At 69.7% G+C, this 25,089-nt stretch carries 25 protein-coding genes; 19 read left to right on the top strand and 6 right to left on the bottom strand.

Annotation, left to right across the window (positions count from 1 at the left end):
- The 10 genes from OZ671_RS25990 to OZ671_RS25945 form a co-directional block, all read left to right on the top strand.
- Positions 1-535, top strand: a 535-nt coding sequence (locus OZ671_RS25990; RefSeq protein ID WP_268863404.1) for an NAD(P)-dependent oxidoreductase, incomplete at its 5' end; no start/stop codon positions are given.
- A 3-nt stretch (positions 536-538) separates the two neighbouring features.
- A complete protein-coding gene (locus OZ671_RS25985; RefSeq protein ID WP_268863403.1) occupies positions 539-1,417 on the top strand; it encodes an intradiol ring-cleavage dioxygenase in 879 nt (292 codons plus the stop codon).
- Between the two features lie 44 nt (positions 1,418-1,461).
- Entirely contained in the window at positions 1,462-2,982 is a 1,521-nt protein-coding gene (locus tag OZ671_RS25980) for a sugar ABC transporter ATP-binding protein (RefSeq protein WP_268863402.1), read from the top strand.
- Positions 2,975-3,928 carry an ABC transporter permease gene (locus tag OZ671_RS25975; protein ID WP_268863401.1) on the top strand — a complete coding sequence of 318 codons (954 nt, stop codon included), beginning with the start codon at positions 2,975-2,977 and terminating at the stop codon, positions 3,926-3,928. Before OZ671_RS25980 ends, OZ671_RS25975 begins: the two co-directional genes overlap by 8 nt.
- Positions 3,925-4,920 carry an ABC transporter permease gene (locus OZ671_RS25970; protein WP_268863400.1) on the top strand — a complete coding sequence of 332 codons (996 nt, stop codon included), beginning with the start codon at positions 3,925-3,927 and terminating at the stop codon, positions 4,918-4,920. The genes OZ671_RS25975 and OZ671_RS25970 overlap by 4 nt, the downstream gene beginning before the upstream one ends.
- A gap of 67 nt (positions 4,921-4,987) precedes the next feature.
- The gene (locus OZ671_RS25965; RefSeq protein ID WP_268863399.1) at positions 4,988-5,950 is read left to right on the top strand and encodes a sugar ABC transporter substrate-binding protein; all 963 of its coding nucleotides are present in this window, start codon (positions 4,988-4,990) and stop codon (positions 5,948-5,950) included.
- A 54-nt stretch (positions 5,951-6,004) separates the two neighbouring features.
- On the top strand, positions 6,005-6,298 hold the full coding sequence (locus OZ671_RS25960; protein WP_268863398.1) for a YciI family protein: 294 nt from the start codon (positions 6,005-6,007) through the stop codon (positions 6,296-6,298).
- 215 nt (positions 6,299-6,513) lie between these two features.
- Positions 6,514-7,680, top strand: coding sequence for an acyl-CoA dehydrogenase family protein (locus tag OZ671_RS25955; RefSeq protein ID WP_268863397.1), 1,167 nt, complete (start codon positions 6,514-6,516; stop codon positions 7,678-7,680).
- Between the two features lie 134 nt (positions 7,681-7,814).
- Positions 7,815-9,077 carry an acetyl-CoA hydrolase/transferase family protein gene (locus tag OZ671_RS25950; RefSeq protein ID WP_268863396.1) on the top strand — a complete coding sequence of 421 codons (1,263 nt, stop codon included), beginning with the start codon at positions 7,815-7,817 and terminating at the stop codon, positions 9,075-9,077.
- A gap of 94 nt (positions 9,078-9,171) precedes the next feature.
- A complete protein-coding gene (locus OZ671_RS25945; RefSeq protein WP_268863395.1) occupies positions 9,172-11,058 on the top strand; it encodes a sigma-54-dependent Fis family transcriptional regulator in 1,887 nt (628 codons plus the stop codon).
- A 49-nt stretch (positions 11,059-11,107) separates the two neighbouring features.
- Here OZ671_RS25945 and OZ671_RS25940 read toward each other — a convergent pair whose 3' ends face one another.
- Both OZ671_RS25940 and OZ671_RS25935 read right to left on the bottom strand, forming a co-directional pair.
- Positions 11,108-11,659 (bottom strand): flavin reductase family protein, encoded by a 552-nt coding sequence (locus OZ671_RS25940; protein WP_038302035.1) that lies wholly within the window; start codon positions 11,657-11,659, stop codon positions 11,108-11,110.
- Between the two features lie 152 nt (positions 11,660-11,811).
- Positions 11,812-12,912 carry an LLM class flavin-dependent oxidoreductase gene (locus OZ671_RS25935; RefSeq protein ID WP_268863394.1) on the bottom strand — a complete coding sequence of 367 codons (1,101 nt, stop codon included), beginning with the start codon at positions 12,910-12,912 and terminating at the stop codon, positions 11,812-11,814.
- 342 nt (positions 12,913-13,254) lie between these two features.
- On the opposite strand from OZ671_RS25935, the gene OZ671_RS25930 reads away from it, so the two are divergent.
- The 3 genes from OZ671_RS25930 to OZ671_RS25920 are packed head-to-tail and all read left to right on the top strand — an operon-like array spanning position 13,255 to position 15,796.
- Positions 13,255-14,328 (top strand): 4-oxalomesaconate tautomerase, encoded by a 1,074-nt coding sequence (locus OZ671_RS25930; protein ID WP_268863393.1) that lies wholly within the window; start codon positions 13,255-13,257, stop codon positions 14,326-14,328.
- Positions 14,329-14,378: 50 nt separating this feature from the next.
- Positions 14,379-15,101, top strand: a complete 723-nt coding sequence (locus OZ671_RS25925) for a PIG-L deacetylase family protein (RefSeq protein WP_038302039.1) — start codon at positions 14,379-14,381, stop codon at positions 15,099-15,101.
- A complete protein-coding gene (locus tag OZ671_RS25920) occupies positions 15,098-15,796 on the top strand; it encodes a 4-carboxy-4-hydroxy-2-oxoadipate aldolase/oxaloacetate decarboxylase (protein WP_268863392.1) in 699 nt (232 codons plus the stop codon). The genes OZ671_RS25925 and OZ671_RS25920 overlap by 4 nt, the downstream gene beginning before the upstream one ends.
- A gap of 76 nt (positions 15,797-15,872) precedes the next feature.
- On the opposite strand, the gene OZ671_RS25915 is transcribed toward OZ671_RS25920, so the two are convergent.
- From OZ671_RS25915 to OZ671_RS25900, 4 genes are all read right to left on the bottom strand, one after another.
- Positions 15,873-16,871, bottom strand: a complete 999-nt coding sequence (locus OZ671_RS25915) for a Bug family tripartite tricarboxylate transporter substrate binding protein (RefSeq protein WP_268863391.1) — start codon at positions 16,869-16,871, stop codon at positions 15,873-15,875.
- Between the two features lie 50 nt (positions 16,872-16,921).
- Positions 16,922-17,800 (bottom strand): amidohydrolase family protein, encoded by an 879-nt coding sequence (locus OZ671_RS25910; RefSeq protein WP_268863390.1) that lies wholly within the window; start codon positions 17,798-17,800, stop codon positions 16,922-16,924.
- Entirely contained in the window at positions 17,797-18,660 is an 864-nt protein-coding gene (locus tag OZ671_RS25905) for a DUF1932 domain-containing protein (RefSeq protein ID WP_268863389.1), read from the bottom strand. Before OZ671_RS25905 ends, OZ671_RS25910 begins: the two co-directional genes overlap by 4 nt.
- 114 nt (positions 18,661-18,774) lie before the next feature.
- The gene (locus OZ671_RS25900) at positions 18,775-19,686 is read right to left on the bottom strand and encodes a LysR family transcriptional regulator (protein WP_268863388.1); all 912 of its coding nucleotides are present in this window, start codon (positions 19,684-19,686) and stop codon (positions 18,775-18,777) included.
- A 206-nt stretch (positions 19,687-19,892) separates the two neighbouring features.
- Between OZ671_RS25900 and OZ671_RS25895 the strand changes: the two genes are divergently transcribed.
- Genes OZ671_RS25895 through OZ671_RS25870 form a run of 6 tightly spaced genes read left to right on the top strand, consistent with a single transcriptional unit; the run spans position 19,893 to position 25,079 of the window.
- Positions 19,893-20,765 (top strand): branched-chain amino acid ABC transporter permease, encoded by an 873-nt coding sequence (locus OZ671_RS25895; protein WP_268863387.1) that lies wholly within the window; start codon positions 19,893-19,895, stop codon positions 20,763-20,765.
- Positions 20,765-21,601, top strand: coding sequence for a branched-chain amino acid ABC transporter permease (locus OZ671_RS25890; RefSeq protein ID WP_268863386.1), 837 nt, complete (start codon positions 20,765-20,767; stop codon positions 21,599-21,601). Before OZ671_RS25895 ends, OZ671_RS25890 begins: the two co-directional genes overlap by 1 nt.
- A complete protein-coding gene (locus OZ671_RS25885) occupies positions 21,598-22,368 on the top strand; it encodes an ABC transporter ATP-binding protein (RefSeq protein ID WP_268863385.1) in 771 nt (256 codons plus the stop codon). Before OZ671_RS25890 ends, OZ671_RS25885 begins: the two co-directional genes overlap by 4 nt.
- A 2-nt stretch (positions 22,369-22,370) precedes the next feature.
- Complete coding sequence (locus OZ671_RS25880; RefSeq protein WP_268863384.1) at positions 22,371-23,111, top strand: ABC transporter ATP-binding protein; 741 nt, start codon at positions 22,371-22,373, stop codon at positions 23,109-23,111.
- A gap of 54 nt (positions 23,112-23,165) precedes the next feature.
- The gene (locus tag OZ671_RS25875) at positions 23,166-24,359 is read left to right on the top strand and encodes an ABC transporter substrate-binding protein (protein ID WP_268863383.1); all 1,194 of its coding nucleotides are present in this window, start codon (positions 23,166-23,168) and stop codon (positions 24,357-24,359) included.
- 33 nt (positions 24,360-24,392) lie between these two features.
- The gene (locus OZ671_RS25870) at positions 24,393-25,079 is read left to right on the top strand and encodes a DUF2848 domain-containing protein (protein ID WP_268863382.1); all 687 of its coding nucleotides are present in this window, start codon (positions 24,393-24,395) and stop codon (positions 25,077-25,079) included.
- Positions 25,080-25,089 lie beyond the last annotated feature (10 nt).

Here is a 25,089-nt window from a genome sequence, read left to right as displayed (position 1 = left end):
CAATCCGGTGCTTGCCGAGGCCGGGACGCTGACCGCCCTCGTCTCGGGACCGCGCGCGGCCTTCGACGCGGCCCGCCCCGCGCTTGCCGCCTTCACGCGGGCCCAGGTCCATCTCGGCGCCGGCGAAGAGGCACGCTTCGCCAAGCTCGCCATCAACCTGATGATCGCCGCGAGCGCCGGCATGATGGCCGATGCGCTGGTGCTGGCGGAGAAGGGGGGCGTGCCGTGGGATGCGATGCTGGACGCCATGGCCGACAGCGCCGCCGGCTCGCCCATGGTCAAATACAAGGTGCCGCCGCTGAAGGCGCGCGACTATGCCCCGACCTTTTCCTGCCGGCAGATGGCAAAGGATCTCGACCTGATCCTCGAGGCCGCCGCGGGGGCCGGGCTGTCCCTGCCCTATGGGGACCTGACGCGCCGGATCTATGGCGCGCTGATCGCCGACGGCAAGAGCGAGGCCGACTTCATCGCCACCGTCCAGGCCGCCGAGGAACGGGCCGGCCTTGTGGATACCGGCCGGACGCCAGGGGAATAGACCATGCTCAGCTTCAACGAGGACAACCTGACCGATGCCGTCGCCGCGCGCTTTGACGGCTGCGAGGACCCGCGTCTCAAGACCATCGTCCAGGCCCTGGTCCGGCACAGCCACGCCTTCGTCAAGGAGGTCGAGCTCACCCAGGACGAATGGGTGAAGGCGATCGACTTCCTCACCCGCACCGGCCAGATGTGCGATGACCGGCGGCAGGAGTTCATCCTGCTCTCCGACGTGATGGGCGTCTCCATGCTGGTCGACGCCATCAATCACCGCATGCCGGACGGCGCGACCGAAACGACCGTGCTCGGGCCGTTCTATCTCGGCGAGCACCGCGTCACCGCCCACGGCACCGACATCGCCGCGGGCGTCGACGGCGAGCCGATGTATGTCGAGGCGCGCGTCAGCGCGCCCGATGGCCGGCCGCTCGCCGGAGCCCGGGTGGACATCTGGCATTCCGACGACGACGGCTTCTACGACTCGCAGAAGGGCGACGGCACGGAGCCCTCGCTCAGGGCCCGCTTCATCACCGATGCCGACGGCCGCTTCCACTTCAAGTCGATCGTGCCGTCCAGCTATCCGATCCCGCACGACGGACCCGTGGGCCAGCTCCTCGAAGCCACCAGGCGCCATCCCATGCGTCCGGCCCATGTCCATTTCCACGTGTCGGCGCCGGGCTACGAGACGCTGGTGACCCATGTCTTCGTCGCCGGTGATCCCTGGCTCGACAGCGATGCGGTGTTCGGCGTCAAGGAAAGCCTGGTCGCCGATCTCGTCGCCCGCGACGAGCCGACCTATCCCGACGGCACGCCGGCGCCGGGAGCCTGGAAGCTGCTGCACTACGATTTCGGCCTGAAGCCGCTGGCGGCGCGCCCCGCCGCGTGACGGGAGCACCCGCAGAAAGGTGACACGTGCCGCGGAGGACCTTCATGAACGCCCATGTCAGCCCCGTCGACCTGGCTGTCCCCGTCGTCTCGCTCAAGGACATCGAGAAGGCATTTCCCGGAGTGAAGGCGCTGCAGGGCGTGTCGCTCGACCTCTTTGCCGGCGAAGTGCACATGATCATGGGCGAGAACGGCGCCGGCAAGTCGACACTGATGAAGATCCTGTGCGGCGCCTATGCCGCCGATGCCGGCGAGATCTTCTACAAGGGCGCGCGCGAGACCCTGGCCGGCCCGAAGGATGCGCGCCGGCTCGGCATCGCGGTGATCTTCCAGGAATTCTCGCTCGTGCCCCATCTCGATGTCGCGCAGAACATCCTGCTCGGTCGCGAGCCGAAGGGAATGCTGCCCGGCCAGATCGACCTGAAGCGCCTCTACGGGGATGCCCAGCGCTATCTCGACATGCTCGGCAGCGATATCGACGCCCGCACGCCGGTGCACCGCCTGCGGGTCGCCGAGCAGCAGATGGTCGAGATCGCCAAGGCCCTGTCGCAGGACGCGCGCGTCCTGGTGCTGGACGAGCCGACCTCGGCGCTTTCCGACCGGGAGACCGAGCAGCTGTTCAAGGTCATCCGCACGCTCCAGTCCGAGGGCGTCGCCATGGCCTATATCTCGCACCGCATGGCGGAGGTGTTCGAGCTCGGCGACCGCATCACCGTGCTGCGCGACGGCCAGTTCATCGGCAGCCGGCTGCGCGCCGAAACCTCCTCGGACGAGATCGTGCGGATGATGGTCGGCCGCAGCGTCGACACGAGCTATGGCAGGACCTATTGCACGGCGCCCGGGGAGACCGTCATTGCCCTTTCCGGGGTCAGCGCGGCGAACGGTCTCAGCGACGTGTCGATCGAGGTCCGGCGCGGCGAGATCGTCGGCCTCGCGGGCCTCGTCGGCTCGGGGCGGACCGAGATCGCCCGGGTCATTTTCGGTGCCGACCCTATCGCCGCCGGCGAGATCCGCTGCCGGGGCAAGGTCTATGGCCGGACCCCGACGGCCGCGCGCGACAACGGCATTGCCCTCATCCCAGAAAGCCGCAAGACCCAGGGCCTCGCCCTCGCACGCTCGGTGCGCGACAACATCCTGGCGGCAAGCCTCACGCGAACCTTTCCCAATGGCTGGTTCGCCCCGGCGCGGGCCCATGCGATCGCCGGCGGCCTGATCGAGCGGCTGCGCATCGCCACCCCGTCGCCGGCCCAGCGCGTCGGCACGCTATCCGGCGGCAACCAGCAGAAGGTGGTCATCGCCAAGTGGCTGAACGCCGATGCCGACCTCTTCATCTTCGACGAGCCGACGCGCGGCATCGATGTCGGTGCCAAGGCGGAGATCTTCGCACTGATCGACAGCCTGGTGAAACAGGGCCGCGCGGTGCTGATGATCTCTTCCGAACTGCCGGAAATCGTCAGCGTCTGCGACCGCGCCTACGTCATGCGCGACAAGCGCGTCGCCGGCGAGCTCGACCGCGCCAACCTCACCCAGGAGAACGTCATGCGACTGGCGGTGCACCATGGCTGAAGCGGCCGCTCCTTCCGTCCGCAGGTCCCTGGAGCTGCGCTCGCCGGGCATCTGGGCGATCCTGGTGATGCTGGTCGCCGCCTTCTCGCTGCTCGCCCCGGGTTTCCTCAGCGGCGGCAACATCGCCAATATCGGGCGGCAGTCGTCGATCCTCCTGATCATCGCCCTGCCGATGACGCTGATCATCCTGACCGAGGGGCTCGACCTGTCGATGGGGGCGCTGATGGCGCTCGCCAGCATGGGCATAGCCCTCGTCTCCGCCGCCGGCTATCCGGTGCCGGCGGCGATCCTGGCGGGCCTTGCCATCGGTCTCGCCGGCGGCCTGTTCAACGGCCTGCTCGTCGCCAAGCTCGCCATTCCGCCCTTCGTCGGCACCCTCGGCACGCTCGGCATCGCCCATGGCCTAGCGGTCGTGCTGACCGACGGGCAGAGCGTCGTCGACATCGCCGACGCCATTCCCGATTTCTTCGGCAGCCGTGTGCTCGGCATTCCCGCGCCCGTCCTGGTCGCCGCCGCGGCCTATCTCGCCACCCATTTCCTGCTCTACCGTACGCAGTTCGGCGTCGCGGTCTTCGCGCTCGGCGGCAATCGCGAAGCCTGGACGCTCGCCGGCGGCCGGGTCGACCGCTGCCTCGTCGCCGTCTACGCCTTCGGCGGCCTGATGGTCGGCCTCGCCGGCTTCCTGTTCACCGCGCGGATGAGCGCCGGCCACCCCACCGCCTCGCTCGGCATGGAGTTCGACGCCCTCGCGGCGGTGGCGCTCGGCGGCACCTCGTTCGAGCGCGGCGACGGCTGGCTGTTTGGCACCCTGCTCGGCGTGCTGGCCATCGGCATCCTGCGCAACGGCCTCAACCTGCTCGGCTTTCCGTCCTCGATGCAGGTCATCAGCATCGGCCTGATGGTGCTGCTCGCCCTGTTCCTCGACGGCCTGAGGAGGAAGCCATGACCGATCTCGGCCTATCCCGTCCGGCCGGCGCGCGCGGCGGCCTCTGTCCGCGGCTGCTGACGCTCGCCGGCGGCCCGGCGATCGCCCTGCGGCTCGCCGCGGTCGCGGCGCTCTGCGTGGCGCTCGCGCTCGCGACCCCGAACTTCCTGACCGAGACCAACATCCTCAACGTGCTGCGTCAGGCGGCGCTGCTGTTCCTGGTCGGCTCGGGCCTGACGCTGGTGCTGATCGGCGGCGGCATCGACCTGTCGGTCGGCGCCAATCTCGGCCTCAGCGCCTGCCTGGCGGCGCTGACCCTCAAGGCGACCGACTCGCTCGTCCTGACCCTGCTCGTCGGCCTCGCCACCGGCACGGTGATCGGCCTTGCCAACGGCCTGGCCGTCGCGGTGATGCGCATTCCGCCCTTCATCGCCACCTACGGCATGCTCTGGGTGCTGCTCGGCATCACGTACCGGGTCATGGCAGGGGAAAGCGTGCACGGCTTCCCGCCGCGCTTCCGCTTTCTCGGCTCGGGCCATTTCCTCGGCATTCCCGTGCCGGCCTATCTGATGTTCGTCTTCCTCGCCGTCGGCGGGCTGTTCCTCGCCCGCACCCGCTGGGGACAGGAGGTCTATGCCATGGGCGCCAATCCGGAAGCGGCCCGGCTGTCGGGCATTCCGGTCCGCTCCCGGCAGATCCTCACCTATACGCTGAGCGGCGCCATGGCGGGGCTTGCCGCGCTCGTCTTCCTCGCCCGCGTCAACTCGGCCGAGGGCGATATCGGCGAGGCCATGACCCTGCCGGCGATCACCGCCGTGCTGATCGGCGGCACCTCGCTGTTCGGCGGCGTCGGCACGGTCACCGGCACCTTCATCGGCGCGCTGATCCTCACCCTCGTCATCAACGGCATGAACCTGCTGTCGGTCCATTCCAACTGGCAGCCCCTCGTCGCCGGCGTGATCGTGATCCTCGCCGTGCTGGTCGACAGCCTGACCAACCGGCGCCGGACCTGAGGCGCGCGCCGCCGGCTTCCACAACAGCGCCTTCGGCAAAAAGACAATCTTCAGGAGGAACCGTCCCATGCGCAGGATCATCACAGCGGCAGCCACCTGCCTCGCTCTCGCCGGCGCGGCGCGCGCCGACGGCGAGCGGATCGCCGTCTTCACCAAGAACCAGACCAATCCGTTCTTCCAGGTCGTGCGCCTCGGCGCGGAAAACGCCGCCCGGCAGATGAACGCCACGGTCACCCACTACATCCCGACCCGGCCGGACAGCATTCCCGAGCAGATCAGCCAGATCGAGGACGTGACGGTGCGCCGGCCCAATGCCGTCGTGCTGACCCCGGTGGACTTCAAGGCGCTGACACCGGCGATCCGGCGGCTGAACGAGGCGGGCATCCCGACCGTCAACATGACCGACCGTGCCGAGCGCGGCAATTTCGTCGCCTTCGTCGGCGCCGCCGACTACGATCTCGGCCTCGCCACCGCCCGCCACCTGTTCCAGAAGATGGGCGGCCAGGGCAATGTCGTCGCGCTCGAAGGGGTCAAGGGCGCGCTCGTCTCCACCGAGCGGATGCGCGGCTTCACCGATGCACTGAAGGAATTCCCCAACATCAAGGTGGTCGCCACCCAGGCGGCGAACTTCCAGCGGCTGAACGCCCTGCAGGTGATGGAGAACCTGATCCAGGCACATCCCAGGATCGACGGCATCTACGCCGCCAACGACGCCATGGCGACCGGCGCCATCGAGGCCCTGGAGGCCGCCCGCCGCCAGGCGCTGGTGGTCGGCATCAACGGCACGAAGGAGGCGATCGACGCGATCAAGGCCGGCAAGATGCTGGCGAGCGGTGACTACAGCGCCTTCCTGCACGGCTGCTTCGGCGCCATGGCGGCGATCCGCCACCTGCGCGGCCTGCCCGTGCCGCGCGAGATCGTCTTTCCCGCGCGGGTGGTCGATGTGTCCAACTACCAGAGCCTCGACGTCGCCCCCGACCAGATGAGCTGCCCGGCCTGGGAGAGCATCGTCCCGGCCGGCCGATCCTGATCACCCGCGGGCGGCGCCCTGGCCGGCGCCGTCCGCCCTTTCACCGAGGTCTCCATGCTGTTCACCATCCATGCGCTCGACAGGCCGGGCGCGCTGCCGACGCGGCTTGCCCACTATGACGCGCACAAGGCCTTCCTCGCCGATACGACCCGGTTCGGCCTGGCCATCGTCATGTCGGGCCCGCTCGTCGAGGACGACGGCGTCACCGCCAAGGGCTCGTTCTTCCTCGTCGAGGCACCCGACCGGGCCGCGGTCGAAACCTTCCACCGCGCCGATCCGTTCCACGCCGCTGGCATCTGGCAGCCGGAAAGCGTGCGCATCACCGCCTTCCTGCGCCGCCAGGGCTGAGGTTTCGCGGCTCCGCGCGCCGCCGTCCGCAGCGCGGGGCCTGCACCTTCGGGGGAATTGCCAGCGCGCCGCCATGAACTAGGCTGAACCGCGATCATCCGCCCGCCGGGGCGGGATCGCCGGCGGCTGGCCGCGGGCCCGATCGCGGGCTTCGCGGCCGTCATGACGCCGGCCCGGGCCCGATCGCCGAAGCCCGCATTCTGGAGGTGGACCGGATGGATTTTGCGCTCTCCCGCGAACAGGAGGCGATCCGCGAGGCGGTCGGCGGCATCTGCGCCCGGTTCGGCGACGACTACTGGCTGAAGCTCGACAAGCATGGCGGCTTTCCGAACGAAATGTTCGCGGCGCTCGCCGCCGACGGCTGGCTCGGCATCTGCATTCCCGAAGCCTATGGTGGTTCCGGGCTCGGCATTACCGAAGCCGCGGTGATGATGCGGGCAATCGCCGAATCGGGCGCCGGCATGTCCGGTGCCTCGGCCGTGCATATCAACGTCTTCGGCCTCAACCCGGTGGTCGTGTTCGGCACGGAGGAGCAGAAACGCCGGATCCTGCCGCCGATGGTCGCGGGCCGCGAGAAGACCTGCTTCGCCGTCACGGAGCCGAATACCGGCCTCAACACCACCCAGCTCAAGACCCGCGCCGTGCGCAAGGGCGACCGCTATGTCGTCGATGGCCAGAAGGTGTGGATCTCGACCGCCCAGGTCGCCGACCGGATGCTGCTGCTGGCCCGCACGACGCCGCTCGAGGAGGTGTCGAAGCCCACCTTCGGGCTGTCGCTGTTCTGCACGCCCTTCGACCGGTCGCGCATCAAGGTGCACGAGATCGACAAGATGGGCCGCAAGGCGGTCGATTCGAACGAACTGTTCATCGAGGGCCTGGAGGTGCCGGTCGAGGACCGCATCGGGGAGGAAGGCCGCGGCTTCGACTACATCCTGCACGGCATGAATCCGGAACGCGTGCTGATCGCGGCGGAGGCCGTCGGCCTCGGCCATCTCGCGCTGTCGCGCGCGAGCGCCTATGCCAAGGAGCGCAACGTGTTCAACCGGCCGATCGGCCAGAACCAGGCGATCCAGCATCCGCTCGCCAGGAACTGGATGGCGCTGGAGGCGGCCTGGCTGATGACCCTGCGGGCGGCCTGGGAATATGACCGGGACCTGCCATGCGGGGCGAGCGCCAACGCCGCGAAATATCTCGCGGGCGAAGCCGGTTTCGATGCCTGCCAGCAGGCCGTGATGACCCATGGCGGCTTCGGTTATGCGCGGGAGTTCCACGTCGAGCGCTATCTGCGCGAGGCGCTGATCCCGCGCATCGCGCCGATCAGCCCGCAGCTGGTGCTGAGCTTCATCGCCGAGAAGGTGCTTGGCCTGCCGAAATCGTACTGAAGGTTGCGAATGGCGAATGGAGAGCGGCCAAGGCGAGCAGGCAAGCCGAAGGCTCGGTCGCTTCAGGATCACCTGCCCCATTCGCCCCTCGCCGCTCGCCACTCGCCCCCTGCCGGACCTGGACCTCGCCTCCGATGCGCATGATCGCCGCCGATGACCTCGACCTTGCCGACTTCCTCCGTCCGGGCGACCGGATCGTCTGCGGCCAGCTCACCGGCGAGCCGGCGACGCTGACCGCGGCGCTGGCGGCCCAGGCCGGGCGCATCGGCGCCATGGATGTGTTTCTCGGCGCCATGCTGTCGGACACGTTCGCCGCCGACTGCGCGCCCGAGCTGCGCTTCACGAGCTACGGCGCCATCGGCACCAATGCGCGGCTCGCGCGGGCCGGCCGCCTCGCGGTCCTGCCACGCCATTACGGCGCCCTGGCGGCCGCCTTCGACACCGGCGAGATCCGCGCCGACGTGGTGCTGCTGCAGGCGGCCCAGGGCGCGGGCGGATTCAATCTCGGCCTGACCAACGACTATGCCGCGCGGGCGGCCCGCCACGCCCGCGTGGTGCTGGTCGAGACCCATGCCGCCATGCCGGAGGCGACCGGCGCCAGCCTTCCCGGAGACGTTGCGGTGACCGCCGTCATTGCCGGCCGGCGGCCGCCGATCGCCGTTCCGGCCGGCGCGCTCGGCCCGGTCGAGCAGGGCATCGCGCGGCATGTCGCCGGCCTCGTCGGCGACCGGGCGACGCTGCAGATCGGCATCGGCTCGATTCCCGACGCGATCCTGTCGGGCCTTGCCGGCCACCGCGATCTCGGCATCCATTCCGGCGTGATCACCGAGCGCGTGCTCGACCTCATCGAGGCCGGGGCCGTGACCAATGCCCACAAGACCATCGATCCGGGCGTGACGGTGACCAACACGGTCTGCGGCACCGCCCGGCTCAACGCCCATGTCCACCGCAACGCGGCCGTCGCCGTGCTGCCGGCGAGCCATACGCACGGCATCGGCGTGCTGGCCGCCCAGGACCGGTTCGTCTCGATCAATTCGGCGATCGAGGTCGACCTGACCGGCCAGGTCAATGCCGAGCTTGCCGACGGCCTGCCCGTCGGCGGCGTCGGCGGCCTCGTCGACTTCGCCCGCGGCGGCCTTGCCGCCCGCGGCGGGCGGGCCATCATCGCCCTGCCGTCCACCGCCCGCAGGGGCACCGTGAGCCGCATCGTGGCGCGCGCGCCGCGCGTGACGCTCGCCCACAGCGACGTCGACGTGATCGTTACCGAGCACGGCGTCGCGGACCTGCGCAACGTGCCGGTGGAGGCGCGCGCCGAGCGGCTGATCGCCATTGCCGATCCGCGCTTCCGCGACATGCTCGCGCAGCAGGCCCGGGACGGCAGCGCCCGGCCGAATTGACATTGAGCCTGCCGATGCGAAACTGACCGTCGCCTGCCGAGGCGCAACAGGCAGGACATGACGCCTTTCGTCTCGACGGATTGAGAGGGCTTTCATGGCCGGTGCCGGGCCTCAGCAGCATGCCGACCGCATCCTGTCCGTGGTGCGCGGCCTCGAGAACCGGCCGGCGGCCACGATCGGCGCCGATCCCCGCATCGCAAGCTCCTGGCAGCGCTGCCTCGTCACCTACAAGCTCGATCCCGGCCGCGGCGGGCCGCCGCGCACGCTGACGCGCAGCGAGCTGAAGGATTTCGTCGGGCCGATGGACGAGCTGATCCATCTCGCCATGCCCGAGATCGAAACGCTCTACCGCACGGTGCGCGGCGCGGGCTATTGCGTCAATCTCGCCGACAGCAACGCGGTGATGGTCGCCAGCCGCATCCCGCCGTCCGACGAGGCGCTGTTCCGGCAATGGAAGCTCTATACCGGCTCGATGTTCGCCGAGAATGTCGAGGGCACGAACGGCATCGGCACCTGCCTTGCCGAGGGCCGGCCGGTCTCGGTGCACCGCGGTGACCATTTCCGCAGGCACTGGATGACCATGAGCTGCAAGGTCGCGCCGATCTTCGACCATGACGGCGCGCTGGCCGGAGCGCTCAACATCACCTCGTGCAGCACCGCCTTCGACCGGCCGTCCGACGATCTCGCCCTGGCGGTCACCGTCGAGGCGGCGCGGCGTATCCAGGAACGCATCTTCCGCGCCCGCTTTTCGTCCGCCTTCATCCTCTCGCTGCATGGCGGCGAGGCGGATGGCGGCTTCCTCGCGATCGACGCCGACCGGCGCATCGTCGGCGCCTGCCGGACCGCGCGGCTCGGTCTCGGCCTGACGGGCGCGGCCATCGCGACCGGCACGGCCCTGGACGATGTCCTCACCATGGAACGCGGCTTCGACCTGATGCCGGCGCCGCCGGCCCCGGTGCGGGCCCGGCGGCCGGACGGGCGCGACCTCGGCCTCGCGCGGGTCAGCCCGCCGGCGACCGCGCCGGCCGGTTCCGCCAGGGCGAAGGCGCCGGGCCGGCCGGCGGCCGATGTCCGGAGCGACATGCTGATGCGCCTTGCCGGCGCCGATCCCGGCCTGGTCAAGGCGGTGCGCCGGCTGACCGCGCTCGCCGACGAGGACCTGCCGGTGCTGCTCTCCGGCGAGACCGGCACGGGCAAGGACCTGTTCGCGCGCACCCTGCACGACAGCGGCAGCCGCGCCGGCAGGCGTTTCGTCGCCTTCAACTGCGCCGCCCTGCCGGAGAGCCTGATCGACAGCGAGCTGTTCGGCTACGAGCCCGGCGCCTTCACCGGCGCCCGCCGCGACGGCGCCAGGGGCCTGATCGCCCAGGCCGACGGCGGCACCTTGTTCCTCGACGAGATCGGCGACATGCCGCTGGCGCTGCAGACGCGGCTGCTGCGCGTCCTGGAGAACCGGGAGGTGCTGCCGCTGGGCGCCGGCCGGCCGCTGAAGGTCGATATCCGCCTCGTCAGCGCCACCCATCAGGACCTGGCGCAGCTGGTTCACGCGGGGCGGTTCCGCGCCGACCTCTACTATCGCCTGCGCGGCCTGCAGGTCACGCTGCCGCCGCTGCGCGCGCGCGCCGACAAGGCCGCGCTGATCGCGGCGCTCATCGCGGCGGAAGCGCCCGGCCTCCGGGCGTCGCCGTCCGCCGAGGCCGCTCTGATGGCCTATGGCTGGCCCGGCAATATCCGGCAGCTGCGGCACGTGCTGCGGCTGGCCGCCGCGACCGCCGAGGCGGGCCTGATCACGCCCGACGACCTCGACCTGCCGACGCTTCCGCCAGAGCCCTGCGCCCCCAGCCTGGCGGCCGCCGAGCGCGCCGCGATCGACGAGGCGCTGCGCTGCCATGCCGGCAGCGTGCCGGAGGCGGCGGGCGCCCTCGGCATCAGCCGGGCGACGCTCTATCGCAAGCTGCGGCGCCATCGCGGCCGGGCCTGAACCTTCGCAACGCTGCTGCGGCCCGCGGGAGCGATCGCCGCCCCGGGGCCTACGAGAAATCCGCCCAGCTCAGCTTCCGTGCCTCCATGTCACCGAGCGAGAACACCTCGCGCATGGACCGGATGCCGTGAAACGCGCTGCGCAGATAGACCAGGGGCGACATTTCGGCGCTGCAGCTCACCGCGCGCACGTTGCCGACAAATACGGAATGGGTCCTGGTTTCGATCACCTCGCCCAGGTCGCAATCGAAGGCCGCGACCGCATCGTGAAGCACGGGCGTACCGGTCGTAAGCTTCGTCCAATCGCCGAAGGAAAACCGATCGTCGCCGTCGACGCCCTTCTGGCCGCTGAAGGTCAGGGCCAGCGCCAGATGCTGTTCGCCGAGGAAATTGACGGCGAAGGACCGTTCGTCGCGAATCCGCGGATTGGCGCTGGCCTTGCGGTTGACGCAGACCAGGAGCGAGGGCGGATCGTCCGACAGCGAACAGGCCGCGGTGACGGTCAGGCCGGTGCGCCGGCCGGCCTCGCGCCCGACTGTGACCAGCGCGACGGCACCGGCGCAATGCCGCATCGCCTGGCGGAAGACGTGGCTCTCCATCATGACCTGTCCCGGCTCCAGAGACGTGTGCGATCCATCGAATCCTCGGCGACCCGATCGACCAGCCGCGCCCCGCGCGCGGACGCCCGCGCGGCGGCATGGCCGGTCGACATCGAAATGAAGGGGTGGAGCGGCGGCGCCACCCCACCGGCCGGTCAGGCCGCGCGCTCGAGGCCCGGCGTCAGATGCTTCAGCCGCGGCATGACCTCCTCGGCCAACAGGCGCAGCGAATTGTGCCAGGCTTCGGGCTTGTCCTTGTAGTCGAAGCCGAAGACCAGGAGCGTGCCGAAACCGCCGACCTGGTTGTAGATCGTCTCGATCTTCTCAGCGACGGTCGCCGGCGAGCCGACGATCCAGTTGTGGCGGGCGCAATAGTCGACCGTCACGTCGCTGTCGGGCGTCTCCGGCGTATGCTTGAGATAGTCCTTGAAGCCGAAATGGGCGAGCAGCTGCAGGAAATACTCCTCCATCATGCGGCCCATCATGCCGCCGACCGAAAGCTTCCAGGCCTCCTCGTCGGTTTCGGCGACGAACACCTCACGGACCATGCGCCAGTCGCGCCGGCTGGGCGTGCGGCCGGTGCGCGCCGCGCCGACCTCCACCGATTCCCAGTGGCTCGCAACATAGGCCGGGTTGAGATTGAGGCTCATCGGGATGAAGCCGCGCTCACCCGCGAGCTTCAGCGTGTCCGACCCCTTGGAGAGGCCAGCCACCGCGATCGGCGGATGCGGCGCCTGGACCGGCTTGATATGGGGTTTCAGGAAGTCGAACATCACATCCGGCTTCGAGACCGTCCAGTATTTGCCCTGGTGGGTGAAGGGCGCCTCTTCCGTCCACAGCCGCAGGATGATCTCCAGCGCCTCGCGCGTCATGTCGCGATTCTGCCCGGACATGCCGTCGACGTGGAACATCGCCCAGTCGCTCGGCAGACCGCTTGCCGCGACGCCGAAATTCAGCCGTCCGCCGGACAGGTGGTCGAGCATGGCGACGCGGTTGGCGAGCTCGGCCGGGTGATGGTAGGGCAGAAGGAAGCCGCCGGGGCCGAGCCGGATGGTCTTGGTCTGAAGGAAGGCCTGGGCGAGCAGGAGATCGGGCGCCGGGTGGGGCTCCCAGGGCGCGGTGTGATGCTCGCCGATCCAGCCCTCCTGGAAACCGAGCTCGTCGCACCAGCGCAGCACCTGAAGGTCCCAGTCGTGACCGTCCTTCAGGCTCCTCTCCGGCGGATGCGAGGGCATGGTGAAATAGCCGATATCCATGGTGTCTCCTTGACTTGTTTCCTGGACCGGGAGCGTCTTGGCGCACTCCACGACCGGTCCGGCAGCAACCGCCGTGCCAGCCGCCCTCCGCATCGCCACCGCGCGGAAAAAGAAACACGATATCAGTCCGTTGGAGGAAGGCCGCCGACGCCGGGCCGGGCTGGCCCGTCGCAGATCTGCGACAGCACGTTTCAGCACTGCGACAGAGAGGCCGCCCGGCCGCGCCGACCCCGGCTTTGAGCGATGGAATTCATCGATAGAGGCAAACAGATCATTTGCCTCATCAATCGAGACACACCATCGTAGCCGCGATCCAGCGGTGCGGCCGAGAACCTGACAGCCATGCAGACAGCCATTCGATGCATGATGATGCGCGGCGGCACCTCGAAGGGCGCCTATTTCCTGTGTTCGGACCTGCCGGCCGAGGCGGGCGCACGCGACGCCCTTCTGCTGAAGGTCATGGGTTCGCCCGACGCGCGCCAGATCGACGGCCTCGGCGGCGCTCATCCCCTGACCAGCAAGGTGGCGATCGTCTCGCGCGCCGCCGATCCCGACGCCGATATCGACTTCCTGTTCGCGCAGGTGCTGGTCGACGAGCCCCGCGTCGACCTCAACCAGAACTGCGGCAATATCCTCGCCGGCGTCGCGCCCTTCGCCATCGAGCGCGGCCTGGTGCCGGCGGCCGACCCGGTTACGCGCGTCAAGGTGCGCACCGTCAATACCGGCACCCTGGCCGAGCTCCTGGTCGAGACGCCCGGCGGCCGGGTCACCTATGCCGGCGGAACGCGCATCGACGGCGTGCCCGGCACGGCCGCGCCGATCGCCATCGACTTTCTCGATGCCGCCGGCTCCGTGTGCGGAGCACTGCTGCCGACCGGCCGCGCGGTCGACAGGGTCGCCGGCGTCGAGGCGACGCTCATCGACAACGGCATGCCGGTCATCGTGCTCGCCGCCTCCGCCGTCGGACGCACCGGCTACGAGCCGCATGGCCAACTGAACGAGGACACCGCCCTCAAGGCCCGGCTCGAGGAGATCCGGCTCGCCGCGGCGCCGCTGATGAACATCGCCAATGCCGCGCACAAGAACGTGCCGAAGCTCTGCCTGGTGGCCCCGCCGCGGGCCGGCGGCCATGTCTCGACCCGCAGCTTCATCCCGCACGAATGCCATGCCGCGATCGGCGTTTTCGCCGCCGTCTCGGTCGCCACCGCCTGCGTCCTGCCGGGCTCGCCGGCGGCCGCCGCGGCGCGCCTGCCGCACGGGCCGACAAAACTCGTCTCGGTGGAACATCCGACCGGCGAATTCACCGTGCGGCTCGAGGTCGGCGGCACGGCGGCAGCGCCCGTCGTGACACGCGCCGGCCTGCTGCGCACGGCGCGCGCCCTGTTCGACGGCACCGTCTACGTGCCGGCATCCTGACCGGCTCCCGACCGTCGCGCACCGCGCGACCACCAAGACAAGAGGCTTTCATGTCCACTGAGAAGAGCGGGCTCGTCGTCACGGCCCATCCCGGCGATTTCGTCTGGCGTGCCGGCGGCGCGATCGCGCTGCATGCCGGGAAGGGCTATCGGATGAAGATCGCCTGCCTCAGCTACGGCGAGCGGGGCGAGAGCCAGTGGGCCTGGAAGAAGGCCGGCATCAGCCTCGACGAGGTCAAGGCCGGCCGGCGCGCGGAGGCCGAAGCGGCCGCCGCCGTGCTCGGCGCCGAGATCGAGTTCTTCGACGCCGGCGACTATCCGCTGCGGCCGACGGAGGCCATGCTCGACCGGCTGATCGACATCTATCGCGAGGTGAAGCCGGCCTTCGTGCTGACCCACGCGCTGGAGGACCCCTACAATTTCGACCACCCGGTGGCGGCCCATCTCGCCCAGGAGGCCCGCATCGTCGCCCAGTCGGCCGGCCACAAGCCCGACCCGGCGCGCAGCTATGCCGCGCCGCCAGTGTTCCTGTTCGAGCCGCACCAGCCCGAGCAGTGCAACTACAAGCCCAACGTCATCCTCAACATCGATGCGGTCTGGGAGACGAAGCGCAAGGCCTTCGAGATCCTCGCCGCGCAGAAGCATCTGTGGGACTATTACACCCGCGTCGCGCTCAACCGCGGCGTCCAGGGCGGGCGCAATACCGGCAAGCCGATGACCTATGGCGAAGCCTATCAGCGGCTGTTCCCGGAAGCGCTGGAGGTGCTGGCATGATCGGCGTCGTCGTCCGCAACATCCCCCGCGTCGAGACCGCCATCGCCGAGCGGCTGGCACGCGCCGGGGTTTCCACCGTGCACGAGGCGATGGGGCGGCTCGGCCTGATGAAGCCGACGATCCGGCCGGCCTGGCCGGGCGCGCAGATCGCCGGCAGCGCGGTGACCGTACTCGGCCAGCCCGGCGACAACTGGATGATCCACGTCGCCGTCGAGCAGTGCCGGCCTGGCGACGTGCTGGTCGTCGGGCTCACCGCCGATTCGACCGACGGCATGTTCGGCGACCTGCTCGCCACCTCGCTGAAGGCCCGCGGCGTCATCGGCCTCGTCATCGATGCCGGCGTGCGCGACGTCGCGACCTTGCAGGAGATGGGCTTTCCGGCCTGGTCGCGGGCGATCTCGGCCAGGGGCACGGTCAAGGCGACGCTCGGCTCGGTCAACATTCCCGTGGTCTGCGCCGGCGCCCTGGTCGACCCCGGCGATGTCGTCGTCGCCGACGACGACGGCGTCGTGGTCGTGCCGCTCGCCGATGCCGCGAGGATCGCCGACGCGGCCGATGCCCGGCTTGCCAACGAGACCGACAAGCGCCGGCGGCTGGCGGCCGGCGAGCTCGGCCTCGACCTCTACAAGATGCGCGAGCCGCTGGCCAAGGCGGGGCTGCGCTATGTCGACAGTCTCGCGGCGCTGAAGGATTGAGGGCGCCGCATGGGCGCCGCCCCACGACGGCGCACCGGTCTTCCGGCAGGCCCCGGCGGCCTGCCACCGCCGGGTGCTACCGGAACGACTGGCGCTGCAGGCCGGCCTTGGCGATCACCTCGGTCCATTTGGCAATATCGCCCTTCAGCTTGGCGCCGAGCTCCTCCGGGCTGCTCGCCGCCGCCTCGATGCCGAGCTCCAGGAAGCGCGCCTTGACGCCGGCATCGTCGAGCGCCGTGCGCAGCTGCCGGTTGATCAGCGCGACGATCTCTCCCGGCGTGCCCTTGGGCGCGAAGACGGCGTTCCACGAGGTCACGTCGTAGCCGGCAACGCCCGCCTCTGCGACGGTCGGGACATCGGGCAGCGAAGCCGACCGCCGGGCGCCGGAGACCGCGAGCGGCTTCAGCTGGCCGCCGCTGATGCCGCCGCTCAGCGAAGCAAAGCTGTCGATGGCGATGTCGACATCGTTGCGGATCGCGCCATTGGTGAGATCGGGCGTGCCGCGATAGGGCACATGCGTGAAATCGAGGCCGGTGGCCGACCGGAACAGCGCCGCCGACAGGTGCTGGGTCGAGCCATAGAGAATGGTGCCGACATTGAGCTTGCCCGGATTGGCCCTGCCATAGGCGAGCATGTCGGGAAGCGACTGGCGCGGCGAAGCGGCGCTGGTGACGAAGACAAAGTCGAACAGGCCGAGCGTCGAGACCGGCACGAAGTCGCCGACCGGATCGAACTGGAGATTGGTGTAGAGCGCCGCGCTCACCGCGGTGCCGTTGGTCAGGAGCGCCAGCGTATAGCCGTCCGCATCGGCGCCGAGAGCCTGGCGCGCGGCGGCCATGCCGCCGGGGCCCGGCTGGTTCATCACGGTGAGCTGCTGACCAAGAAGGCCGCTCAGCTTCTCGCCGACGATGCGCGTGGTGATATCGGCGATGCCCCCGGCCGCGAACGGCACGAAGATGCGGATCGGCCGGTTGGGAAAGCCCGCCTGCGCGAGCGCCGGGGCGGCCAGCGGCAGGCCGGCGCCGACGGCGGCGAGGCCCTGGAGCATCCGGCGGCGGGAGGGAAGCTGGGTCATCGGATCGTCTCCGGCCGCGGCCGCGCCGCAGCGCTGGGGTCTCGGAATGGTCAGGCGAAACGGTAGAGCCGCGCGGGATTGTCGACGAACAGCGCCTGGCGCAGCGCGGCGTCGTCGGTGTAGCGGGCGACCACGTCGACGAGGTCGCCGTCATTGGGCATGCGCGTGACGTTCGGATGCGGCCAGTCGGTGCCCCAGAGCACGCGGTCGGGCGCAGCCGCAAGGAGCCGCCGGGCATAGGGCACGACATCCTCGAAGGGAGCCCCGGCGGCGCTGATGCGCTCCGGGCCGGTCACCTTCATCCAGCACTTCTCGTCCGAGGCGAGGAGATCGACCAGCGCCTCGAAGGCGGCCGCGTCATGGCTCGGGCCGGCGCGCACGCCGCCCATATGGTCGATCACATAGGGGATCGGCAGCCCTCTGAGCAGGCCGACGAAATCCGGCACGTCCTGCGCCTCGAAATAGAGGTCGACATGCCAGCCGAGCGGCTTGATGCGCTGGACGATGCGGTGGAAGGCGGCAAGGTCCGGCGCCGCACCCAGCCGGCGCACGAAGGTGAAGCGACAGCCGCGAATGCCCTTGGCCGCCAGGTCTTCCAGCTCGCCGTCGGTGAAGCTCTCGTCGACATTGGCGATGCCGAGATAGCGGCCCCCGCTCGCGGCGATCGCATCGGTCACCACGCGGTTGTCGCGGCCGTGGCAGGTGGCATTGACGATGACCGCGCGGTCGACGCCGAGCACCTCGTGCAGGGCGCGGAAGGCCGGGAGCGGCGCGTCGTGGGGCGTATAGGACCGGCCCTCGGCATAGGGATAGAGGGCGTGCGGCCCGAAGATATGGCAATGGCTGTCGCAGGTGCGCGGCGGCAGCGCGAGCGCCGGCCTGCGCGTGTGCGGATCGGGCGGAAGGATGGTCGGGGCCGGCTGGGTCATGGTCTGCTCGCCGATCGTGCCGCCAAGGGGCCGCCTCCGGCGCTGCGTGTTTGGGCTCCGCGCTCCTGGGCATCGGCCACCGCGCGGCAGAGCGCGGGGTCGATGCCGATCTCGGCGACCATGTCGGCCGCCTCGCGCATCTCGGCGGCCCGCCGGATGCCGTGCTTGCCGACGCGCTCGGCCATGTTCGCGGCGAGCGCCGGCCAGTCGATCGAAGGGAAGGTCTCGGCCAGGCTGGCAAAGACCTCCGCCTCGACATCGAAGGCCCTGGCGGCCGCCGCGCTCTCGACGATGAGCGCCTCGATGCCCTTGATCATGATCGAGCGGCAGAGCTTCATGGCGGAGGCCCGGCCATGCTCGACGGCGACGGCCGTGACGTCCATGCCGACGGCGTTGAGCGTCGCCGCGATCCGAGCCGCCTGCGGCCCGCCGGCGAGGATCGGCACGCGGATGCCATAGGGGCCGACCGGCGCCATCACCGCGCCCTCGACATAGTCCGCGCGCGCCGCGCCGATCAGCGCCGCCGCCTGCCGCTTGGTGGCGGGCGCGGCCGAGTTGACGTCGAAGACCACCTGGCCGGCGCGCACGAGCGGCGCCAGGGTCGCGGCGACATCGAGCACCGCCGAGGCGGTCACCGCCGAGACGACGATATCGGCGGCGGCGACCGCAGCCGCGGGCGAGGCGGCCGGCGTCACGCCGATGCCGGCCGCGAGGGCGCGATGGCCGGCGGCGCGTTCGGGATCGTCGAACAGGATGTCGTAGGCCGCGACGGCGATGTCGCCGCGCGCCAGCCACTGGCGGGCAAAGGTCTGGCCGACCTCGCCGAAACCGATCAGCGCGAGCGACAGGGTGTTGGTCAAGGCTTCCTCGCGGCTTCAGGCCTTGCCGCGCGGCGCGGACAGGGTCTGCGGCCACAGAAGCGAAAGCGGACCGATGAATCAAATGAGAGTTTTGCGCCTACTCTTCGATCCAGCTCAGCTATCGGACGCCGCGCCCGCGCTGCGCAGGGCCGAGACGATCAGGTCGAGCAGCGTGGCAGCGGGGGGCGAGGGCGGGATGCCGCGCTTCGACACGATGCCGAGCGTGCGGGTGACGCCGGGATTGCGCAGGGGCAGGGCGACGATGCCCGCCGTGTCGACGACGCCGAGCGCGAGGCGCGGCACGATGGTGAGACCGATGCCGGCGCGCGCCATGCCGACGGCGGTCGCCACGTGCTGAACCTCGTAGCGCCAGTCGAGATTTTCGCGGCGCGAGCCGAGCGCATCGTCGATCAGCACGCGGTTGCCGGTCTGGGGCGCGATGCGCACCAGCGGCTCGCCTTCCAGCGCCTGCCAGTTGACCGTGACCTTGCGCGCGAGCGGATGTCGGTCCGGGCAGACCAGGACGAAGGGCTCCTTCATCAGCGGCCGGATCTCGAGATCCCAGCGATTGGCGGCGACGATGGTCAGGCCGAACTCGGCGCGGCCGGCCTGGACGTGTTCGGCGATCTCGGTCGCAGAATTGTCGTAGACGCGGACGCCGACGCGTGGATGAGCCTTGCGGAAGGCGTCGAGCACGACCGGCAGATAGGCGACGGCGATCGTCGGCAGGCAGCCGATGGCGATGCGCTCGAGCTGCTCGCGGCCGCGTTCGCGCAGGGCGACGAAGGAGCTCGTCAGGTCCGCCATGACCGCCTGCGCCCGCGGCAGCAGCTCGAGCCCGGCCGGCGTCAGCGTCACCTGCCGCGTGGTGCGGGTGAGCAGGCGCACGCCGAGATCGTCCTCCAGCTTCTTCATCCGGTGGCTCAGCGCCGTCTGCGACAGGTTCAGATGGGCGGCGGCACGGTTGAAACTGCCGCGCTCGGCAATGGCGACGAAGGCTTCGAGACCGAGAAAGTCGATGCGCATGTCCGCAGCTCCTGCAAGCCGGCCCCTGGCCATAGATGCATGCGGCGCATTTATCCAGCGCGTCGGTTGATCGCGCTCATCAGAGCCGGGGGCGGGGCGGTCCGGCAATCGCGCACGATGCGCAAATTTTCGGCTTGACTTCATTTTCAGATAGCTTTTTTCTAAAGCTAATTAAGAATGATAATTTCAAGGGGGAGGCCACAACCGTGCTGGCGCAGCAGATCGTCAACGGATCCATGCTGGGGAGCATCTACGTGCTCGTCGCGGTGGCTTTCACCATCGCCATCGGCATCCTCAACTTCCTCAATTTCTCGATCCCCGGCCTGTTCATGCTGGGCGGCATGATCAGCTGGGCCATGCTCGCCGCCGGCTGGCACTGGACCGCGGCGGTCGCGACCGCGCTCGTCGCCGCAGCGGCCGTGGCGCTGGCCGTCGAGCGGCTCGCCTATCGCCGGATGGCGGAGGGCGATCCGGAAATTCCGCTGGTCTCTTCGCTCGGCTTCCTGGTGCTGCTCGAAAACCTCGTTCTGATCCGGTTCGGTTCGGACCAGCAGGCCTTCCCGGCGCTGATCCCCGACTTCAACATCCGCGCCGGTGGCCTGGTCATCGGCGGCGCGCAGCTGATCAGCCTCGCCGTCGCGGTCGCGCTGGTCGCCGGCCTCTCGGCCTTCCTGAAGTTCACCAATGCCGGCCGGCGCGTGCGCGCCATTGCCGAGAGCCGCGAGACCGCGACCCTTCTCGGCGTCAACGTGTCCCGGCTGATCCCCCAGGTGTTCGTGTTCTCGGCGGCCTTCACCGCGGTCGGCGGCATCCTGTTCGCGATGAACTACCAGCAGGCTTCGCCCTTCATGGGCGAGGTGATCGGCTTCAAGGGCGTCGCCGCCATGATCATCGGCGGCATGGGCAGCATCTGGGGCGCGATCCTCGGCGGCATGATCATCGGCCTCGCCGAGGTTCTCACCATCCATTTCCTTGGCGCCAACGTCGTCAACATCACCGTCTACGGCCTGCTCCTGATGATCCTGATCGTGCGGCCGCAGGGCCTGCTCGGCGCCGGTCCGTCACGCGAGAAGCTCTGATGACCAGTTATCAGCTTGGCATCCTGGTCATCCTGGCGTTCAACCTGATCGCGGCCTATGCGGTCTACCTGCCGCTCGCCGCCGGCCAGCTCAATCTCGGCATTGCCGGCTTCATGGCGATCGGCGCCTATGGCGCGGCTTTCCTGACCAACGAATATGGCTGGTCGCCGGCGGCGGCCATCCCCCTGGGAGGACTGGCCGCCGGCGCCGTCGCGCTCGCCGTGGCCGTGCCGGTGCTGCGCACCCACGGCATCTATCTCGCGCTCGCCACCTTCGCGCTCGGCCAGCTGATCGCCGCCGTCTTCCTCAATGTCGAGGCGGTCGGCGCCGCCGCCGGCTACCCGGTGACGACTTATGTCGGCGCGCCCTGGGTGATCGGCGCGGCGGCGGCCGCCATGCTGCTGGTCGTGCTGATCTCGCGCACGCGCTTCGCGCTCTATCTGACCGCGATCAAGAGCGATGTCGTGGTCGCCGACCTCATGGGGCTCAATATCCGCGCCCTGCAGGTCGCCGCCTTCACCATCGGCGCCGTCATCGCCGGCGCGGGCGGCGGCCTCTACGCGCACCATTTCAGCTTCGTCGAAGCGCAGCATTTCAGCGTGCTGCTCAGCGTCTATACCGCGCTCTACGTGCTGCTCGGCGGCACCCAGACGGTCTGGGGGCCGTTCGTCGGCGCCACCTTCTTCACGCTGCTGCCGGAGCTGCTGCGCACCTCCTCGCAATGGCGCTATGCGGCCTTCGCGGCGCTGATCATCCTGATCATGGCGGCGCGGCCGCAGGGCCTCGTCACCACCGCCCTGATGCAGCGCCTGCGCCGGCTCGGAGGCGCGCAATGACGACGACAACGCCCGTCCTCGCGATTGCCTGCCTGTCGAAATCCTTTGCCGGCCTGCATGTCATCCGCGACCTGTCGTTCGACGTCCAGCGCGGCCGGGCAACGGCGCTGATCGGACCGAACGGCGCCGGCAAGACGACGGTGTTCAACCTGATCAGCGGCGTCTATCCGGCCTCGGCCGGGCGCATCGCGATCGACGGGCAGGACATGACCGGCGTGCCGTCGCGCCAGCGCATCCGGTTCGGCCTGTCGCGCAGCTTCCAGAACATCCGGCTGATGAGCCACCTCTCGGTGATCGAGAACCTGATGGTCGGCCAGCATGTCGCGGCGAGCCGGCTTGCCGACCTCATCACGCCGTTCCGGCTCGTCCCCAATCACCGCTGGCGGCGGGAGGCTCAGCTTGCCCTCGCCGAATGGGGATTGGAACAGCACGCCGACCAGCCGGTGAGCGCGCTCTCCTACGGCGTGCGCAAGCGCGTCGACCTGATCAGGGCGACGCTCGCCGAGCCTTCCCTGCTGCTGCTCGACGAACCGGCGGCCGGGCTCAATCCCAGCGAAACGGTGGCGCTGCGCGAGCATCTCACCGCGCTGAAGGAGCAGGGCGTCACCCTGCTCGTGGTCGAGCACGACATGCATTTCGTCGGCAGCCTGTGCGAGCACGTCGTGGTGCTGAATTTCGGCGAGAAGATCGCCGAGGGCACGCTCGCCGACATCCAGCGCGACCGAAGGGTTCGCGAGGCCTATCTCGGCTCCAGCGCAGCGGCGTGACCATGGCTCTTCTCGACATCCAGGACCTGACCGTCGATTATGGCCGCGTGCGCGCGCTCGCCGGTATCAGCCTCGCCGTCCGCGAAGGCGAGGTCGCGACCGTGCTCGGCGCCAACGGCGCGGGCAAGAGCACGCTGCTGCGCGCCATCGTCGGCGGCGCGAGGGCGAGCGCCGGCCGCCTCACCTTTGCCGGCGAGGACATCACCCGCCTGGCCACCCATGCCCGGCTCGGCCGGGGCATCGTGCTCGTGCCGGAAGGCCGGCGCATCCTGATCTCGATGACGATCGAGGAGAACCTCCAGCTCGGCGCGCATCTGCGTCGCGACGGCGAGGCGGTCCGCCGCGAGATCGGCCTGATCTACGAACGCTTCCCGAACCTCGGCCAGCGCCGCCACATGCGCGCCTCATGCCTCTCCGGCGGCGAGCAGCAGATGCTGGCGATCGGCCGCGCCATGCTGGCCAGGCCGCGGCTGATGATGCTCGACGAACCTTCGCTCGGCCTGTCGCCGCTGTTCGTCGAGCGCCTGTTCGACCTGATCGGCGAACTCAACCGCGACGGCCTGACCATTCTGCTGGTCGAGCAGAATACCGGCAAGGCGCTCGCTGCCGCCGACAGCGGCACCGTGCTGGAGCTCGGCCGGGTGCTGATGTCGGGCGAGCCGGCGAAGCTTGCTGCCGATCCCGCCCTGCAGGCCGCCTATCTCGGCGCCGCGGCGCCCGCGCCGGCGGCCGCCACGTCCTGACGGCACCGCCTGACGACACCGCCTGACACCCGCGACCTTCCAGGAGCCCCACCCATGCAGACACGCCGCCAAGTTCTCGCCGCCGGCGCGGGCCTCGCGCTGATGCCCCAGATCGGCGTCCCTCAGGCCGGCGCTGCCGGGCCGCAGGAGCTGATCCTCGGTTATGCCATGGCCAAGACCGGACCCTATGTCAGCCTTGCCGCCGCCAACGAGGTGGCGGTCGATTTCGCCGTCGAGGAGATCAATGCGAAAGGCGGCATCAACGGTAAGCGGCTGAAGGTCGTGAAGTTCGACACCGGGGGCGAGCCGCGCCAAGCCCAGCTTGCCGTCCGCCAGCTCGCCGAGGACGGCAAGGCGCTCGCCATCATCGGCCCGTTCTCGTCGAGCGAGGTACGCATCGCCTTCCCGGCCGGCGAGCGGGCCGGCATCGCCCAGATGTCGATGGCGTCCTCGGCGCCGAACCTTGCCAAGGGCTTCGGCTTCGCCTTCCGCAACACCACCGACGAGGCACAGGTGATCGACCAGGTGCTGGCGGCGATCAAGGCCAAGGGCCTTCCCGCCGCCTCCGGCGCGGTCGCCTTCGCCTCCGACGATACCGTCTCCAAGTCGATCGGCATCAGCGTGCTGCCGACGCTCTTTCCCAAGCACGGCGTGCCGATCCTCGGTTCGGTCGACTTCCAGCTCGCCGCCTTCGATCTGTCGCCGCAGGTCTCCAAGATCGCGCAGATGAAGCCCGACATCGTCGGCCTCGGCGCGCCGCCGGAAGGGGCCATCAACATCGCCAAGGAGCTGCGCCGCCAGGGCGTCAGGACACGGGTGATCGGCGGCACGACCATCGCCGATCCCGACCTGCCCGCGCGCATGGACGGCGCCGGCGAGACCATGACCATCGGCACGACCTTCTTCCACGATGTCGACGATCGGACTCGCGCCTTCACCGCCGAGTTCGGCAAGCGCGCCCGCGCCGCCGGCCTTGCCCGCGTCGAGCCGAACCAGTTCGACGCCTCCGTCTACGACATCGTCTATCTCTATGCCGAGGCGATGAAGGTGGCGAACCTCACCGGCGACCCCGCCCGGGCGGCCGAAGAACGCGTCAAGCTGCGCGATGCGCTGCGCGCCCTGAAGAACTATCCGGCGCTCGAAGGGCCGATCAGCTTCAATGCCGACGGCGACGCCATCAAGCCCGTCTACATCGTCGAGGTGCGGCAGGGGAAGTGGGTGCTGCTCGACAAGCGCAGCGCGGCCTGACGGAACGAAAAGTCAAACGACCGGATCATCATCATGGCAACCAACCTTACCTTCGCCGTCGCCGATGGCGCGGGCCCTGTCGTGCGGACCTTCGCCATCTCTCGCGCCGTCATTGCCGGCTGGACCGGGCGCGACCCGATCGCCCGTGACAAACATATCGCCGAGCTCGCCGAACTCGGCGTCAAGCCGCCGGCGACCACGCCGGTCTATTACCGCGTCGCCGCCAGCCGGCTGACGGTCGGCGGCCGCATCGAGGTCACGGGCGCGGCTTCCAGCGGCGAGGTCGAGTTCATGCTGCTCAGCGCCGGCGGCGCGATCTATGTCGGGGTCGGCTCCGACCACACCGACCGGCAGGCCGAGATCTATGACGTCACCGTGTCGAAGCAGATGTGCGAAAAGCCGGTCGCCCCCGTGCTCTGGCCATTCGAGGGGGTCCAGGGCCACTGGGATCGCCTCGTGCTGCGCGCCTGGGCGACCATCGACGGCGAGCGCCGGCTCTACCAGGAAGGCCCCGTCGACACCATGCTCGCGCCGGCCGCACTGATCGCGGGCCATGCCGCCGACGGTCTGCTGCCCGAGGGCACCGCGCTGTTCGGCGGCACGCTCGCGGCGATCGGCGGCATCCGCCCGGCGAGCCGCTTCGACTTCGAGCTGGAGGATCCGGTGCTCGGCCGCCGCATCCGCCACGGCTACGATGTCGCGGTCCTGCCGGTCGCCTGACACGATCGGC

Origin of the sequence: Phreatobacter sp. AB_2022a, from assembly GCF_026847585.1 — a bacterium.
Classification (GTDB): Bacteria; Pseudomonadota; Alphaproteobacteria; order Rhizobiales; family Phreatobacteraceae; genus Phreatobacter.
The sequence above is the reverse complement of the archived record's forward strand: the minus strand, read 5'-3'. Positions and strand labels throughout refer to the sequence as shown.

What these genes read in the sequence shown, in the direction of transcription:
- OZ671_RS25985 (WP_268863403.1), top strand. Translation starts at nt 539, where the DNA reads ATGCTCAGCTTCAACGAGGACAACCTGACCGATGCCGTCGCCGCGCGC.
- OZ671_RS25980 (WP_268863402.1), top strand. Translation starts at nt 1,462, where the DNA reads ATGAACGCCCATGTCAGCCCCGTCGACCTGGCTGTCCCCGTCGTCTCG.
- OZ671_RS25975 (WP_268863401.1), top strand. Translation starts at nt 2,975, where the DNA reads ATGGCTGAAGCGGCCGCTCCTTCCGTCCGCAGGTCCCTGGAGCTGCGC.
- OZ671_RS25970 (WP_268863400.1), top strand. Translation starts at nt 3,925, where the DNA reads ATGACCGATCTCGGCCTATCCCGTCCGGCCGGCGCGCGCGGCGGCCTC.
- OZ671_RS25965 (WP_268863399.1), top strand. Translation starts at nt 4,988, where the DNA reads ATGCGCAGGATCATCACAGCGGCAGCCACCTGCCTCGCTCTCGCCGGC.
- OZ671_RS25960 (WP_268863398.1), top strand. Translation starts at nt 6,005, where the DNA reads ATGCTGTTCACCATCCATGCGCTCGACAGGCCGGGCGCGCTGCCGACG.
- OZ671_RS25955 (WP_268863397.1), top strand. Translation starts at nt 6,514, where the DNA reads ATGGATTTTGCGCTCTCCCGCGAACAGGAGGCGATCCGCGAGGCGGTC.
- OZ671_RS25950 (WP_268863396.1), top strand. Translation starts at nt 7,815, where the DNA reads ATGCGCATGATCGCCGCCGATGACCTCGACCTTGCCGACTTCCTCCGT.
- OZ671_RS25945 (WP_268863395.1), top strand. Translation starts at nt 9,172, where the DNA reads ATGGCCGGTGCCGGGCCTCAGCAGCATGCCGACCGCATCCTGTCCGTG.
- OZ671_RS25940 (WP_038302035.1), bottom strand. Translation starts at nt 11,659, where the DNA reads ATGATGGAGAGCCACGTCTTCCGCCAGGCGATGCGGCATTGCGCCGGT.
- OZ671_RS25935 (WP_268863394.1), bottom strand. Translation starts at nt 12,912, where the DNA reads ATGGATATCGGCTATTTCACCATGCCCTCGCATCCGCCGGAGAGGAGC.
- OZ671_RS25930 (WP_268863393.1), top strand. Translation starts at nt 13,255, where the DNA reads ATGCAGACAGCCATTCGATGCATGATGATGCGCGGCGGCACCTCGAAG.
- OZ671_RS25925 (WP_038302039.1), top strand. Translation starts at nt 14,379, where the DNA reads ATGTCCACTGAGAAGAGCGGGCTCGTCGTCACGGCCCATCCCGGCGAT.
- OZ671_RS25920 (WP_268863392.1), top strand. Translation starts at nt 15,098, where the DNA reads ATGATCGGCGTCGTCGTCCGCAACATCCCCCGCGTCGAGACCGCCATC.
- OZ671_RS25915 (WP_268863391.1), bottom strand. Translation starts at nt 16,871, where the DNA reads ATGACCCAGCTTCCCTCCCGCCGCCGGATGCTCCAGGGCCTCGCCGCC.
- OZ671_RS25910 (WP_268863390.1), bottom strand. Translation starts at nt 17,800, where the DNA reads ATGACCCAGCCGGCCCCGACCATCCTTCCGCCCGATCCGCACACGCGC.
- OZ671_RS25900 (WP_268863388.1), bottom strand. Translation starts at nt 19,686, where the DNA reads ATGCGCATCGACTTTCTCGGTCTCGAAGCCTTCGTCGCCATTGCCGAG.
- OZ671_RS25890 (WP_268863386.1), top strand. Translation starts at nt 20,765, where the DNA reads ATGACCAGTTATCAGCTTGGCATCCTGGTCATCCTGGCGTTCAACCTG.
- OZ671_RS25885 (WP_268863385.1), top strand. Translation starts at nt 21,598, where the DNA reads ATGACGACGACAACGCCCGTCCTCGCGATTGCCTGCCTGTCGAAATCC.
- OZ671_RS25880 (WP_268863384.1), top strand. Translation starts at nt 22,371, where the DNA reads ATGGCTCTTCTCGACATCCAGGACCTGACCGTCGATTATGGCCGCGTG.
- OZ671_RS25875 (WP_268863383.1), top strand. Translation starts at nt 23,166, where the DNA reads ATGCAGACACGCCGCCAAGTTCTCGCCGCCGGCGCGGGCCTCGCGCTG.
- OZ671_RS25870 (WP_268863382.1), top strand. Translation starts at nt 24,393, where the DNA reads ATGGCAACCAACCTTACCTTCGCCGTCGCCGATGGCGCGGGCCCTGTC.